Genomic DNA, 14301 nt, shown 5'->3' on the forward strand with positions numbered 1-14301 from the left:
TTAGAAAGGAGGTTTATGAACAAACTGGCTATAATCGCATTTTTTCGAACGAAAAGCACGGCGGCAGTTTTCATTTTTGATTGAAAATAAACGGATAAGTTTAAGGATACAAGGTGTCTGCACGTGGCTTAGAACAGAATAGATAGAAGAGGTGACTGTAAATGATTGAACTGCAGCAGGTAAACAAAGTATATGATGATGGATTCCATGCTTTAAAAGATATTAACCTCACGATCAAAAAAGGTGAGCTTACCGTCTTTATTGGCCCGAGCGGCTGTGGCAAATCCACTACCATGAAAATGATCAATCGCTTGATTACCCCTTCTAGCGGTAAAGTGCTTATTAATGGCAAAGACATTTCCGAACAGAACCCGGTTGAGCTCAGACGGAATATAGGTTATGTGATCCAGAACGTTGGTTTGTTTCCGCATATGACCATTGCGAGAAATGTTGCAGTGGTGCCGCATTTGAAAAAATGGGAGCAGGATCGCATTCAACCGCGAGTAGATGAATTGATGCGGATGGTTAATTTGGACCCTGAGGTTTACCGTGATCGATATCCATCTGAGCTGAGCGGGGGGCAGCAGCAGCGTATCGGGGTTATTCGCGCATTGGCCGCTGATCCGGACATTATTTTGATGGATGAGCCGTTTAGCGCATTAGATCCGATAAGTCGCGAACAACTTCAAGAGGAACTGAGTCGTCTGCAAGAGGAGCTACATAAGACGATCATATTTGTTACCCACGATATGGACGAAGCCATAAAGATCGCCGATACGATCGTGATGATGAAGGATGGAGAGGTTGTTCAGACGGGGTCACCTGAATCAATACTGCGCTATCCCGCAAATGACTTCGTTCGCACCTTTATCGGGCAGAAACGGATGGAGGAAGGACCGCAGGGAGAGCCGCTGCGTCTATCTACTGTAGATGACGTGATGGTTACGCAGCCGGCGACAACATATCCCAACCGTGGATTGGCAGAAGCCGTCAAAATTATGGAAGGGCGCAGGGTTGACTCCTTGTTTGTAGTAGACCGCTTCCGCAAGCTGCTTGGTATCGTGTCCATTTATCGTGTGCTTAATATGTTTAACGAGGAAAATAAGACGGTCGGTGACGTCATGCGTCCCATTGGCTATCAGGTCGCTCCGGGTACATCACTTCCAGTAGCTATTGAGATGATGAGCAATCACAGATTAACAAACCTGGCCGTGGTAGATGACGATGGTCGTCTGCTTGGACTGATTACGCGGGGTAGCATCGTTAAGCATCTGAATGAAGTTTATCCGACGATTGTGGAACAATTTGCTTCTAGCCTCGGAGAGGAGGCCTAGACCTATGAATAACTTGGTTTCCTTTTTTCAAGAACGAGGTGCTGATATTGCAATCGCACTTCAGGAGCATTTGGTCATCACTTTTGCATCCGTATTGCTAGGCTGCTTGCTGTCCATTCCATTAGGTATTTTACTTGTATATAACCGTTTCAAATGGATCAACAGCATCGTGTTTTTCTTTGCAAACTTACTGCAGACCGTACCAAGCTTGGCATTGCTCGCCATTCTTATTCCCTTTCTCGGCATAGGCATGAAGCCTGCGGTGGTAGCCTTGTTCCTGTATTCCATCATGCCGATACTGCGTAATACGTATGATGGCTTTGCTTCTGTAGATTCCAGTGTGCTGGAGTCGGCAAGGGGGATGGGGTATGGAACGATGCAGCGTATTTTACGCATTCAATTTCCACTGTCACTACCTTATGTAATGTCGGGAATTCGCATTACGACAGTTTACATCATCAGCTGGGCTACGCTTGCGACGCTGATTGGTGCTGGCGGTCTTGGGCAGCTTATCGTATCTGGACTTGGCGTGAACAAGTTGGAGCTGATTGTGACGGGAGCTGCGGGAGCAATCCTGCTGGCGCTGCTTGCTGATGCTCTGCTTGGCTGGATGGAGCGTTTGTTAACAAAACGATTCGGACGGACAAGTTCGATTGCTGCATAAAACCGAACTAGAGCACGAGGAGGAGGAAACGGTATGCTACGCAACAAAATAACAGCCGGACTTACAGGCGTCATGCTTATGATAACGGTACTTCTGGCTGGCTGTGGCACAGAGCACCAATTTATTATCGGAACACAGACATTTACGGAAACGAAGATTTTGGCTGAAATGTATAAAGCTCTTATCGAAGATCGGACGGACATCAAGGTCAAAGTGATTCCAGACCTAGCGTCCAGCACCGTTGTTCTAAATGCAATTAAAAATGATGACGTGCAGTTAGGCACCTTGTACAGTGGCGAGATTTTTAACAACCATTTCCCGATTGAAGAGACAAAGGATCGCGATCGTGTGCTACGGCAGGCAAAAGAAGGCTTCCATAAGTATTGGGGTCTCAAGTGGTTTGATTCGTTAGGGTTTGAAAATACGTATGCCTTCACCGTTCGAAAAGATTTAGCGGATGAGAAAGGATATAAGCAAATTTCGGATATAAGCAAAGATGCAGCTGATTTGCGTCTCGGGGTAGACACGACATGGCTCGAACGAACAGACGTTGGCTATCCAGCATTCCGAAAAGCTTATCAATATAAATTCGGCAAGTCGTATCCAATGGAGCAAAGCTTAGTCTACCAGGCAGTTGGGAACAATCAAGTGGATATCGTGGTGGCGTACTCAACAGACTCGCGCTTAAAGGCCTACAATCTGATTACATTAGAGGATGATAAGCAGTTTTTCCCACCCTATGATGCGTCGCCAGTGATGCGCGAAGATGCCTTGCGGCAGCATCCGGAAGCGGCCAAGGCCATTGAGGTGCTGATTGGCAGCATTGATGTGAATACGATGATCAACCTGAATTATCAGGTTGATATGGAGAAGAAGAGTGAGCGCGAGGTTGCGCTTCAATATTTGCAAGACAAAGGGCTTTTGAGTAAGAAATAGTGTATAGACAAGAAAGGAGGATACAATGGGAGATTATCAATGGTCGATAGCAGATTTGTTAGCTTACATGAGTCGTAACTCGGGTATGCTCTGGGAGTACTTTGTGTCACATGTTGTGATGGTGCTGAGCGGTCTTGGGTTAGCGATTGTGATAGGTTTGCCTTTAGGCATATTATGTTCGAAAAATGAAAGGCTGGCTAAATTCATTCTAGGAATTACAGGCGTGCTGCAGGTTATACCGAGCTTAGCTTTGCTAGTGCTGCTGATGCTCGTATTAGGGCTCGGCAGTACAACCGTTATTATTGGTTTGCTGTTCTATTCATTAAATCCAATCGTAAGGAATACGTACGTGGGACTAAAGCAGGTGAACCCAAGCTATATTGAAGCTGGACGCGGGATTGGCATGAGTCCGCTGCAATTGCTGATGAAAGTTCGCTTTCCGCTTGCGCTGACGTACATGATGACAGGGCTGCGGATCGCAGCTGTCATTGCGATTGGGGTTGTCACGATTGCGCCAATGGTTGGCGGAGAAGGACTTGGTCGCGAGATTTACGCGGGCATTAACAACCAGAACCCGCTGCGCATTTATGCGGGGGCGATCCCCGCTGCATTGCTGGCAATTGTGGCAGATATCGTACTGGGCTACTTCCAACGCAAGCTTAAGTTTGACGAGCGTAAGGTGAAGCGTCAAGGAAATAAGAAAATTAGCACTACGTAAACAACTTACACCTTTTGATGGATGCATGCTCGTTTAGGAGCACCTGCTATCTATACGAAAGGTGTATTTTTAATGCATGTATTTCGGATTCTAGAAGGAATTTATCCCTTTTTCTTACGTTTTATATGTAAACGTTGACGTATTAATTCAATACTATTACACTGGGATAAGTAGTGAAAGTCGGTAAGGACGATACCAAACGGATACAAGTGAATGGTGGAATGAGAGTTATGAATGAAGAACGATTATCCAAGAAAACGTTTTGGAGCATTATGTTTGCTATTTTCTTTGGCAATTTCCTTGCTGTATTAAGCACAAATACCGTTAATGTTGCGCTGCCTGTACTCATGAAGCACTTTGACGTGGAGCTGCCGTCTATTCAATGGGTACTAACAGGGTTTATGCTGGCAACGGGCACGGTGGCACCTGCTGTAGGATATTTTGCTAACCGGATTAGCACGAAGCGGTTGTATTTGTTTGCGTTAAGTGGCTTTGTGCTAACCTCAGTCTTATGTGCAATATCTTGGGATGAACATAGTTTGATTGCATTTCGAGTGCTGCAGGGGTTGTTCAGCGGTATTATTATGCCAACAACGATGACTATCGTATATCAGATTATACCGCGGGAGCAGCAAGCCTTTGGCATTAGCATTTGGAGCTTGTCCGCCATGCTTGCACCTGCTATCGGGCCTACGCTGGCGGGATGGATCATCCATGTTGCCGATTGGCATTGGCTGTTCTGGATGAACGTGCCGATCGGATTAGTGGCACTGCTCGCTGTCGTTAAGTTTATTCCGATGTATCGCATGAGTGAGCAGCAGCGATTCGATAAGCTTGGCTTTATTATGGTTATAACAGGAAGCCTGCTGCTGCTGCTCGCCTTTGGCAATGGACAGGGCTGGGGCTGGGCTTCTATGAAGACGTTGGGCTTTATTATAGGGGGGCTGTTGATTATCGGGCTGTTTATACGCCGTTCTCTGAAACAGGAGCATCCTTTGCTCGAATTCCGTGTATTCCGTTATTTACGCTTTTCATACTCGATGCTGCTGGTCAGCATCATCACGATCAGTCTATATGCAGGTGGTTTGTTAACGCCCTTATTTCTACAAAATGTACAGGGTGCATCTGCGTTGACAGCCGGACTTATTTTGCTTCCCGCCTCCTTGCTGATGGCGTTGTTAATTCCTTTTACAGGCAGATGGTACTCAAAGTACGGCCCGGTTAAACTGATCGTAGTTGGTCTCCTATTTATGGGCTGTGGCACTTACATGCTCAGTCGGCTAGATGTAAACACGCCTCATTTGGAAATTACACTATGGATGGCACTGCGTAATGTAGGAATAGCACTTGCTAATACGCCGGCGATGAACGCAGGGATGAGCGCTGTAAAAAGGGAATGGTCTGGCTACGCCTCGTCCATCAATAGCTGGATTCGTCAGGGACTAGCCTCGTTGTCCATTGGCTTGTTCTCGTCGCTGCTGGCGGCCCGTACCATTTCGTATGTTGCGGAGCTTAGCACTACGGGAGGCGACATCGCGATAATAAAGCCAATTGCGTATACGCATGGTATTAATGATATTAATTTTATTAGTTTTATCATGACGCTGGTGGGAATTCCAGTAGCTTTCTTGCTTAAAGAGCGGAAGGGAAAGATTGCGCAGCAGATCGAGGAATAAAGGAAGGACTTGTTGTCATGCTGCTTCATCAGGAGCAGCGTGATAGTAGGATATGATGAACGTTCTTAGCCAACGCGGCGGCAAGGACGTTCTTTTTTATATGGACAAGGAGATGACATTCATCGATATGAATGATTATTTTGGGTTATAATGGTAGTGAATTTAGAGGGGAGATTATGCATATGGATTGGAATTACTATAATACGTTTATTACAGTAGCACCAGATTGTCCGGTTCAATTTGGAACTATGCCTCCTGCTAAGAAGGATGGTATGTCCAAACATGGAATCGAATATGATCTCGTTGCTGAGCATCCCTATGAGTATACACAAGAGGAACTACTTTTTCAGGTTCATATTCGACATAAGGCCATTCCAGCGGATGAGTTGAAGTTGTGTGATGCCGAGCTTAGACAAGCGTTCTTTAACAAGCCGAAGGCTTGTCTCAGAGCTTCCATGCTGTCCAAAAAGTTTGGCTGGGGTATTCATTTTAACGCGGAGGGCAAATTGGCGCTTGTACCGATGGAATCTCCTGAATACAACCGTTTATTAGAGAACGGAGACGGAACATTACAGATTGTGTCTGCCATGCGTAACAAAAGTAAGAATAGATAAGTATAGGACTTTATTTATATGCTGATATGAATGACTGTACAATTCATTATAAAGATGTTGAACTTACAAACCAGTGCAGCGATTTGGAACACACTGGTTTGTAAGGCGCATGTACACGCTGCTTATGGTGGGCTGCACGATAGAATCGCTTGTACACCAACTACTGGGTTTAGCTTTGCGTGCCTTGAATCCGCGCAGATGTATCTTGCGAGATTCCTTGCAGCCGCTTTGTTAAAGTTGCACGCCAACTGGCGGACAGTGCGGTATTGGCGAGCATACGAGCAATCCCTTCCTCACCGTGCTTGTGATGATGCATCACGTCATTGGCATATTGAATGGATATGGCGGCATCATCTGGCTGAATTAAGGTCAGCATATCTTCTGGCCTCACGAATCCAGGCTCTAGCACACGCAAATAATAGCCTGTAAATCCAGTGTCCTGCATCCATACTGGGATTTCCTTCATATCATAACGCGCGGCAAGCTTAAAGCATGGCTGACGAGGCTGTGTCACCTGTACGATTGCTTCCCCAATACGGAACGTGTCACCGATGTGGACGTCTGTCTCTATCAGTCCGCTAGTCGTCAAGTTCTCCCCAAACGCCGCATGCGGCAATTCGCGATCCCATTCCCGCTGCCAGAAGGCATAGTGCTCACTGGCGTAGACGCAAATCGCTTTGTCGGGCCCACCATGGTGCTTCGTATCTGCGACGCCATCTCCTTCAAAGCCAAGCTCCTGCAACTGTATAGGCAGCTCAACAGGCTGCTTGACCATACCGGAACGAACTAACTTGCCGTTATAAGTGAGCGAATCAGTTGGCAATGCGACATTTAATGAAATAATTGTAGCTTGCATGAACTGCCTCCTTAAGATAATGTTATCCAATTTACATGTATGAGTTGGTAGGTTAAGCTTGTTATATGTCCTAACAATAAAGTGTTGTATTGGCATGACCTAATCTAGTTAATAATATAGTGCATTTGCCATTAAATGAACAGTATAGTCAGGGTGATAAAGTTGTCGGATCAGGAGCATAATCTAGCACCGTTGCAGTCCCGAAAGGAAGATGTCATTTTTTATCGGGCTGAGAGTGAGATCGGAACGCTGCTTCCATTTAAAGTATACCGTTGGAATAGAGCTGGTGGGAGTATTCGCGATCATACCCATGATTATTTCCAAATTTGGTATGTCGTCAAAGGAGAGTTCATTCATACGATTAATCAGCATACCTATTCCATGGTCAAAGGGAATATCTTTGTAATTCCTCCTTATGCTGTTCACCGGGTTGATCTGGTGCCCGGTCAAGATATCGATATCATCGGCTGCGAGTTTTTGCCTCATTTTATTGATGAACAGTATCAGCCGCATAGCGGGGGCAAAGACAGCTTTGATTATTCCTACCTAGAACAATTTATGTTGGATGAGGAGCATGTGACCCCTAAACTAGCGCTCAGTGGAGAGACGGATCTTGAGGTGTCCCGTCTACTTCATGACATGCTGGATGAGTTCCAGTCTGGCAAGCGTTATTATGAGCTGGTGCTGAAAGCAAATTTGTTGAAGCTGATGTCTGTCATTATGCGGGAAATGGCACGACAGTCAGGTCAATCGAATGAGGAAGATGAGCGGGTAGAGAAGTTTAGGGAACTAATGACAGCAGCTATTCACTATATTCATGAGCATTACAATGAAGAATTGCGGCTTGAGAAGCTGTGTCGCAAGTTCAGCATTTCCAAATCGTATTTTTGCGCCTTATTCAAGCGCTTCACAGGAAAGACTTATAACGACTATCTGATCGATTATCGCGTTCATCAAGCTGCTGCGATGCTTATTGACACTGACATGACGGTAACAGACATTTGTTTTCAAGTCGGATTTAATGACGTCCCGTACTTTTCACGTGTGTTCAAGCGCCAGACAGGTGTGACACCGACCCATTTTAAGAAAAATGCATCATCCGTATAGTGGCACGAAACATAAATTCATATTGAATTTATGTCTTTATCTTAGACTACACATTAGTAGACGGGCACAGTTGGATGGGGCTTTGATCTTGACCCATACAATCCATAATATGTTGATGTTAAGCCGTTTAACTGAGGTCAAATAAATAACCAGACACTTAAAAATGTATATAACGTATCCAGAGTGGAGTTTACACTTCTAAATAACTGCGAAAGCGAATAACCCTTATACAGTATAGGGTTGTTCGCTTTTTTGTTGTGTGCAACGGCACGATGCTGTGGAAGGAAAGGCGATGAATTGAAACAGGTGGAAAATTTTAAGAAAAGATGGGTTTACATTTATTAACTATAGGTCTATAATGAGGTTCATTGAATTCCTAGTTAACTGATAGGGATTATAAATAATAAACATATGTTTTCAGGGAGGGTCACTATGAAGAAATTATTGATTACCTTATTGTCGATCACAATGGCAAGCAGCATCCTGTTGGCAGCTTGCTCCAATGATAGTTCAGCACCTGCTTCAGGCAGCGCACAGTCAGCTACAGCAGACACAAAAGGAACGGAAAACAGCAGCACCACACCTGCAGTAGCGGAGCTTACGGCGCCAATTGCGGCGAGTGACCTCTCCAAGCTTCCAGCCCAAGCGCAAAAACGGACCGACACGATTATTGTAGGTCTTACAGACCCAAGTGGTGCTTTTACACCTTATTTCCAACAGAGCGGTTATGACGGCAATGTCTCCTCCGTACTGTACGCGTCACTTGTAACGGTTGACGATAAAGGACTTCCGATTCCAGATCTTGCAGAAAAGTGGGATATATCCCCGGACGGCCTTACTTATACATTCCATCTCCGCAAAGACTTGAAATTCAGCGATGGCACACCGCTCACCGCGGATGACGTTGCTTTCACGTGGACGCTGATCCACGATAAGTCCTACGACGGGCAAAGCGAACTGCTGACTACGATTGCGATTAAAGGCGGCAAAGCATACAAAGAAGGCAAGGCTAAGTTGATTGAGGGCATTAAAGTTATTGATCCAGAGACAATTTCAGTCACTATTGATAAGCCTAATGCTAAGGGACTGACTATACTAGGGAGCGAAATTTTGTCCAAAGCTTATTATGGCAAAGATTACAAGTTCGGCAGTCTCGATTATATCAAGAAACTGCATGCGACTCCTGTTGGTACTGGTCCATACAAGCTGGAAAAGTTTATTCCAGGTCAAGAGGTACGATTTGTAGCAAATGAGTTCTATTACAAAGGCAAACCGAAGACAGAGCACTTTATTTATAAAACAACAGAAGGCGATACATGGCAATTTATTGAAACTGGTGAACAGGACTATGGCAGCTTCCAAGCTACGCAAGAAAATATTGATAAGTTAAAGGGGCTTGGCTTCCTTAACATTATTCCTTACACAGCTAACAACTATGGCTATTTGCAATTTAACTTGGAGCATCCAACTCTTAAAGATAAGAAAGTTCGCCAAGCGCTGACATACGGTCTGGATCGAAAAACGATCTATGTCGACGCGAACCAAGGTGCTGGACAGATTGCTAATATTCCGGCGTCACCAATCTCATGGTCCTATACGGAAGAGGGAATTAACCCTTATAACTACGAGCCAGAGAAAGCAAAGCAGCTGCTTGATGAAGCTGGATGGAAGGAAGGCGCTGACGGTATTCGGGAAAAAGATGGCCAGAAGCTGAAAATTCATTTCATTGGTTCGAAAAGCAAAGCGACGGATATCTTTATTGCTGTGGCAAAAGAAAATTACACGGCGATCGGCGTTCAGCTGGAAGCTGAGCAGTTTGCGGACTTTAATGCGCAAATTGCCAAGTTCGAGAGCGGAGACTTTGATCTGGTATCCTTCTCTACGCCAATTCTAGGCGATCCTTCAGATGGTGTTATTTCCTTCGTGAATGGAGAAGTGAAAGGATATGACAATCCGAAAGTGAAGGAACTGTACGAAAAAGGCTTGGCAACGAGCGATATCGAAGCGCGGAAAGTGGTGTACAAAGAGCTGTATCAGGTCATTAATGACGATGCGCCATACATCTTCACTAGCTACCGAAAATCGGTTGTAGCTTACAATGGACGGATCGAGGGCTTGTCGATCAGCCCGCTTCGAGGTCTGTCTGCAAGCTTGCCTGACTGGAAATTAAAATAACAACTCCTTGCCCCCGGACAGAAGTACTGCTAAGCCCGGGGGTGAATGACTTGCAAAGGAGACGGTCATGAGCACCTATTTATTACGTAGATTGATGTATATGATACTCATATTGTTAGGCGCTTCGCTGCTTATCTTTTTGCTGTATGCGATGATGCCAGGGGACTTTGTCACCAATAACTTTAAGCTGCCCGCTGAACGCAAGGCAGAGCTGCGAGAGATATACGGCCTGAACAAGCCTGTGCTTGAACGTTATATGAATTGGATGAACAATGCGTTCCATGGCAACTTCGGATTCTCGTTATCGCAGCAGAAGCCTGTTCTCACGTTGTTTAACGATTATATTTGGAATTCATTTTTGCTTGCCATTACGTCGACGTTCTTTACGTGGCTGCTGGCGGTTGTCATCGGCGTTGCGGCGGCATACAAGCAGTATTCTTGGTTTGATACGATGGTGATGATCTTTATATTTGCGGCAATGTCGATTCCCTCTTTCTTTATCGGGCTGTTTCTCATCAAGATTATGGCCGTTGACCTGAAGTGGCTGCCGCCGGGCGGCATGCTGGTTACGGGGAGTAACGCAACCGGCATGGAATATATAAAGGAAGTTGTCCATCATATGTTCCTTCCAGTCGTCGTAATGACGCTGCTTGGTGTTGGTTCGCTGACTCGTTATTTTCGCAGCAACATGCTGGACGTCATTCGCCAGGACTTTATCCGCACAGCACGCGCCAAGGGGATGAAGGAACGAGTTGTTCTTTACCGACATGCACTTCGTAATGCAATGCTGCCGGCGATTACGCTGATTGGCTTTGAGCTGCCAGGTTTGTTCGGAGGCTCGCTTATCATTGAGAAAATATTTAACTGGCCGGGAATCGGTCAACTGTATATGCAGTCCTTTACCGTCAGGGATTATCCGCTTCTTATGGGCTTTACGATGTTTATCGCCATTCTAACCGTGATAGGTACGCTTGTATCGGACGTTTTGTACCACGCAGCTGATCCACGAATCAAGTTGTGATCATACAGAAGCGGACAGGGCAAAAGCATTAATCAGCAAGCATTTGTTAAACGCGCATTGCAGGGAGGTTTCACCATGTCATCCATTACTGGCGGATTGACGGATATGAAGCGGACAGCGGCAGCTCCGATTCGCTCTTCGTTATGGCGCCAAGCTTTCCGTCGTCTCCGTAAAAATAAGCTGGCTATGGCCGGATTTGCTTTTATTGTGTTTATGTTTCTGGTGTGCTTTATAGGGCCTTTATTCTCACCCTATGCCAACAACAAGATTAATCCAGCCATTATGAATCAGGCCCCCTCGTTTAAACATTGGCTTGGTACTGACTTGCTTGGACGGGATGTGCTGACACGACTGCTGCAGGCAGGTCGCATCTCCTTAACGGTCGGGATTGCATCGATGATTATCTCGGTCATTATCGGATCGATATTAGGCGCTGTTGCCGCTTATTACAGAGGTATTGTCGATCAGATTATTATGCGAATCGCTGACCTGTTATTGACGATTCCAAGCTTGCCGATCTTATTTATTCTCGGTGCGCTGTTGTCGGAATGGAAAGTGCCAGTTGAATACCGGATGTATATCGTAATGCTGATGTTGAGCTTTGTGGGCTGGCCGGGTCTTGCCCGTCTTGTTCGCAGCCAGATGCTCACGATCCGCGAGCGTGAATATATGCAGGCAGCCATTGTGCTGGGCTTAAATGACCGGAGAAAGCTATTTAACCATATGATTCCTAACATCGTACCACTGCTTATCGTTATTGCCACGCTAAGCATTGGCGGTGCCATCTTAAGCGAGTCTGTACTGAGTTTCTTTGGGTTAGGTGTTATGCCTCCCACACCTACGTGGGGGAACATGATTGATGCAGCGAACAACCTAATTGATTTTGAACAGCATCCTTGGCTGTGGATACCCCCGGGTGTGGCCATTTTTACGACGGTTATTGCAATTAATATTTTTGGAGATGGGCTGCGGGATGTGTTGGATCCTAAACAGAAGAAGTAAGGAATGACATCTGATGAAAAATAATGTAATCGAGATCGATCATCTCAGTACGTATTTCTATACAGAGGAAGGTGCCGTTAAAGCGGTTAATGACGTCAGTCTGCGTATACGTGAAGGTGAGACTGTCTGTATCGTGGGCGAATCGGGCTGCGGCAAGAGTGTGACCGCGATGTCCATTATGGGGCTTGTCGAGGAGCCAAGCGGCAAGGTGGTGGACGGGAGAATCCATTTTGAAGGAAGAGACCTGCTCAGCATCGACAAAAATGAACTGCGTCAAATTCGTGGCAACGACATCGCGATGATCTTCCAGGAACCGATGTCATCACTTAATCCGGTACTAACGATTGGCACGCAGATTATGGAGCCGCTGATGGAGCACCAGAAGCTAAGTAAAAAGGAAGCGCGCAAACGGGCGATTGAGCTAGTTGAATTGGTTGGCATTTCTCGACCAGAGCAAATTGTTGAGAGCTATCCGCATGAATTAAGCGGTGGTATGCTGCAGCGAATTATGATTGCTATCGCGATCTCCTGTCATCCGAAGCTCCTGATTGCCGACGAGCCGACGACGGCACTGGATGTTACGATTCAAGCGCAGATTCTGGATATGCTGCGCCAGATCAAGGAGGAATCCAACACTTCAATCCTGTTAATTACGCATGATCTGGGCGTAGTAGCGGAGATTGCTGATTATGTAATCGTCATGTACTCTGGCAAAATTGTTGAGGAAGGCGATGTAGTCGAGCTATTCGAGCACCCGAAGCATCCATATACGCAAGGGCTGCTGCGTTCCAAGCCTATTATCGGTCAGCGTCAGGAGGATTTGTATTCCATTCCGGGTCAAGTTCCTAATCCGCTTGAATTGACGGAATCGTGTTATTTTCATGACCGATGTGAGCATTGCATGTCGGTATGTCGTACACAGCAGCCTGTACTTCATCCGATGGAAGGAAGACAAAAAGTGGCCTGCTGGCTGTACGAGGAAGGTGTGAGCCATGGCTGAACTGACGATTGCAACATCTGAAAGGATTATGCCGCAGCAAGAAGCGCCTTTGCTTGAGGTTAGAGATTTGAAAAAATACTTCCCGATCAAATCAGGTTTGTTCAATCGGACGGTTGGTCACGTTAAAGCCGTAGATGGCATTAGTTTCACGCTGCAGGAGGGTGAGACATTTGGACTGGTAGGGGAATCGGGCAGCGGTAAGAGTACGGTCGGCAGATCGATTATTCGCTTAACCGAGAAGACATCCGGCGAGGTGCTGTATAAAGGGATCGATCTCTACAACATGCCAGAGAAAGAGCTGCGGCATTTGCGTCCCAAGATGCAGCTAATCTTCCAAGATCCTTACAGTTCGCTTAATCCGAGGGTTCGAGTTGGCGATGCTATTGGAGAGGCACTGCTTAACCACGGACTTGCGCCAAAAGAAGAAATTCGTGATCGGGTGTTGGATGTGCTGCAAGCATGCGGCCTTTCTTCATATCATATCGACCGTTTTCCGCATGAATTCTCGGGAGGACAGCGTCAGCGCATCGGCATAGCACGTGCGCTTGTGCTGAATCCCGATCTAATTATTGCCGACGAGCCCGTATCTGCGCTAGATGTATCCATTCAAGCACAGATTATTAATCTATTCCGCAAGCTGCAGCTGACACGCGGGTTAACTTATTTATTTATTTCGCATGATTTGAGTGTAGTTGAACATCTATGTTCTCGGATCGGGGTTATGTACTTGGGGACGATGATGGAGACAGCACCGCGTGATGAATTGTTTAAGCATCCGCTCCATCCCTACACAAAGGCGCTTCTGTCAGCGGTGCCTGTACCGATCCCGCGTTTGAAACGCGAGCGTATCGTATTAAAAGGCGACATCCCGAATCCGGCGAATCCGCCGGCAGGATGTAAGTTCCATACGCGCTGCCCATATGCGACGGACATCTGCCGTCAGCTCGTGCCGGAATTCCGGCACATGGGCAGCGAGCATTATGTAGCTTGCCACCTGGTCTAACTATACTCTGGTGTGCCGACTACAGTCGGACTGCGCAACCCCTGGCCTGCAAGGCAGGGGTTTTGTGTTGCTTGGAGGGAGGGAATGCTGTTGTTCGTTGGATTGGCCGAATTCAGCTTGTGCATTTGTTATCCGCCCGAGGAGTAATAAACAAAGAAGCCGCCAGCATCCACATGATGGAGCTCGCGGCCTTAT

General features: G+C 46.3%; 13 protein-coding genes. 12 read left to right on the plus strand and 1 reads right to left on the minus strand.

Translation table 11 applies throughout. The annotated features are described in order from the left end of the window. The first annotated feature begins 161 nt into the window (after positions 1 to 161). From QP775_RS19090 to QP775_RS19115, 6 genes are all read left to right on the plus strand, one after another. Positions 162 to 1334: an ABC transporter ATP-binding protein gene (locus tag QP775_RS19090; protein ID WP_239332284.1), complete on the plus strand. Its 1173-nt coding sequence runs from the start codon at positions 162 to 164 to the stop codon at positions 1332 to 1334. A 4-nt stretch (positions 1335 to 1338) separates the two neighbouring features. Next, positions 1339 to 1998 carry an ABC transporter permease gene (locus tag QP775_RS19095; protein ID WP_239332282.1) on the plus strand — a complete coding sequence of 220 codons (660 nt, stop codon included), beginning with the start codon at positions 1339 to 1341 and terminating at the stop codon, positions 1996 to 1998. A gap of 33 nt (positions 1999 to 2031) precedes the next feature. Beyond that, entirely contained in the window at positions 2032 to 2934 is a 903-nt protein-coding gene (locus tag QP775_RS19100; RefSeq protein WP_285108435.1) for a glycine betaine ABC transporter substrate-binding protein, read from the plus strand. 25 nt (positions 2935 to 2959) lie between these two features. After that, a complete protein-coding gene (locus QP775_RS19105) occupies positions 2960 to 3652 on the plus strand; it encodes an ABC transporter permease (protein WP_239332278.1) in 693 nt (230 codons plus the stop codon). A gap of 230 nt (positions 3653 to 3882) precedes the next feature. After that, on the plus strand, positions 3883 to 5328 hold the full coding sequence (locus QP775_RS19110) for an MDR family MFS transporter (RefSeq protein ID WP_285108437.1): 1446 nt from the start codon (positions 3883 to 3885) through the stop codon (positions 5326 to 5328). Positions 5329 to 5510: 182 nt separating this feature from the next. Next, positions 5511 to 5942: a DUF6157 family protein gene (locus tag QP775_RS19115; RefSeq protein ID WP_285108439.1), complete on the plus strand. Its 432-nt coding sequence runs from the start codon at positions 5511 to 5513 to the stop codon at positions 5940 to 5942. A 169-nt stretch (positions 5943 to 6111) separates the two neighbouring features. Here the strand turns inward: QP775_RS19115 and QP775_RS19120 are convergent, their stop codons facing one another. Further along, complete coding sequence (locus QP775_RS19120; RefSeq protein ID WP_285108441.1) at positions 6112 to 6798, minus strand: MOSC domain-containing protein; 687 nt, start codon at positions 6796 to 6798, stop codon at positions 6112 to 6114. A 135-nt stretch (positions 6799 to 6933) separates the two neighbouring features. Between QP775_RS19120 and QP775_RS19125 the strand changes: the two genes are divergently transcribed. From QP775_RS19125 to QP775_RS19150, 6 genes are all read left to right on the plus strand, one after another. Then, a complete protein-coding gene (locus tag QP775_RS19125; RefSeq protein ID WP_285108443.1) occupies positions 6934 to 7905 on the plus strand; it encodes a helix-turn-helix domain-containing protein in 972 nt (323 codons plus the stop codon). 432 nt (positions 7906 to 8337) lie between these two features. Then, the gene (locus QP775_RS19130) at positions 8338 to 10080 is read left to right on the plus strand and encodes an ABC transporter substrate-binding protein (RefSeq protein WP_285108445.1); all 1743 of its coding nucleotides are present in this window, start codon (positions 8338 to 8340) and stop codon (positions 10078 to 10080) included. A 67-nt stretch (positions 10081 to 10147) separates the two neighbouring features. Beyond that, positions 10148 to 11101 (plus strand): ABC transporter permease, encoded by a 954-nt coding sequence (locus QP775_RS19135; RefSeq protein ID WP_285108447.1) that lies wholly within the window; start codon positions 10148 to 10150, stop codon positions 11099 to 11101. A gap of 75 nt (positions 11102 to 11176) precedes the next feature. Continuing rightward, complete coding sequence (opp4C, locus tag QP775_RS19140) at positions 11177 to 12103, plus strand: oligopeptide ABC transporter permease (RefSeq protein WP_239332264.1); 927 nt, start codon at positions 11177 to 11179, stop codon at positions 12101 to 12103. A gap of 13 nt (positions 12104 to 12116) precedes the next feature. Further along, the gene (locus QP775_RS19145; protein WP_285108449.1) at positions 12117 to 13103 is read left to right on the plus strand and encodes an ABC transporter ATP-binding protein; all 987 of its coding nucleotides are present in this window, start codon (positions 12117 to 12119) and stop codon (positions 13101 to 13103) included. Continuing rightward, on the plus strand, positions 13096 to 14106 hold the full coding sequence (locus QP775_RS19150) for an ABC transporter ATP-binding protein (RefSeq protein WP_285108451.1): 1011 nt from the start codon (positions 13096 to 13098) through the stop codon (positions 14104 to 14106). The genes QP775_RS19145 and QP775_RS19150 overlap by 8 nt, the downstream gene beginning before the upstream one ends. The last annotated feature ends 195 nt before the right edge of the window (positions 14107 to 14301 follow it).

The organism is Paenibacillus sp. UMB4589-SE434 (assembly GCF_030226685.1).
Classification (GTDB): Bacteria; Bacillota; Bacilli; order Paenibacillales; family Paenibacillaceae; genus Paenibacillus_B.

Coding starts and splice junctions, on each gene's coding strand:
- QP775_RS19145 (WP_285108449.1), top strand. CDS start 12,117: ATGAAAAATAATGTAATCGAGATCGATCATCTCAGTACGTATTTCTAT.
- QP775_RS19150 (WP_285108451.1), top strand. CDS start 13,096: ATGGCTGAACTGACGATTGCAACATCTGAAAGGATTATGCCGCAGCAA.
- QP775_RS19090 (WP_239332284.1), top strand. CDS start 162: ATGATTGAACTGCAGCAGGTAAACAAAGTATATGATGATGGATTCCAT.
- QP775_RS19110 (WP_285108437.1), top strand. CDS start 3,883: ATGAATGAAGAACGATTATCCAAGAAAACGTTTTGGAGCATTATGTTT.
- QP775_RS19100 (WP_285108435.1), top strand. CDS start 2,032: ATGCTACGCAACAAAATAACAGCCGGACTTACAGGCGTCATGCTTATG.
- opp4C (WP_239332264.1), top strand. CDS start 11,177: ATGTCATCCATTACTGGCGGATTGACGGATATGAAGCGGACAGCGGCA.
- QP775_RS19135 (WP_285108447.1), top strand. CDS start 10,148: ATGAGCACCTATTTATTACGTAGATTGATGTATATGATACTCATATTG.
- QP775_RS19115 (WP_285108439.1), top strand. CDS start 5,511: ATGGATTGGAATTACTATAATACGTTTATTACAGTAGCACCAGATTGT.
- QP775_RS19095 (WP_239332282.1), top strand. CDS start 1,339: ATGAATAACTTGGTTTCCTTTTTTCAAGAACGAGGTGCTGATATTGCA.
- QP775_RS19120 (WP_285108441.1), bottom strand. CDS start 6,798: ATGCAAGCTACAATTATTTCATTAAATGTCGCATTGCCAACTGATTCG.
- QP775_RS19105 (WP_239332278.1), top strand. CDS start 2,960: ATGGGAGATTATCAATGGTCGATAGCAGATTTGTTAGCTTACATGAGT.
- QP775_RS19125 (WP_285108443.1), top strand. CDS start 6,934: ATGAACAGTATAGTCAGGGTGATAAAGTTGTCGGATCAGGAGCATAAT.
- QP775_RS19130 (WP_285108445.1), top strand. CDS start 8,338: ATGAAGAAATTATTGATTACCTTATTGTCGATCACAATGGCAAGCAGC.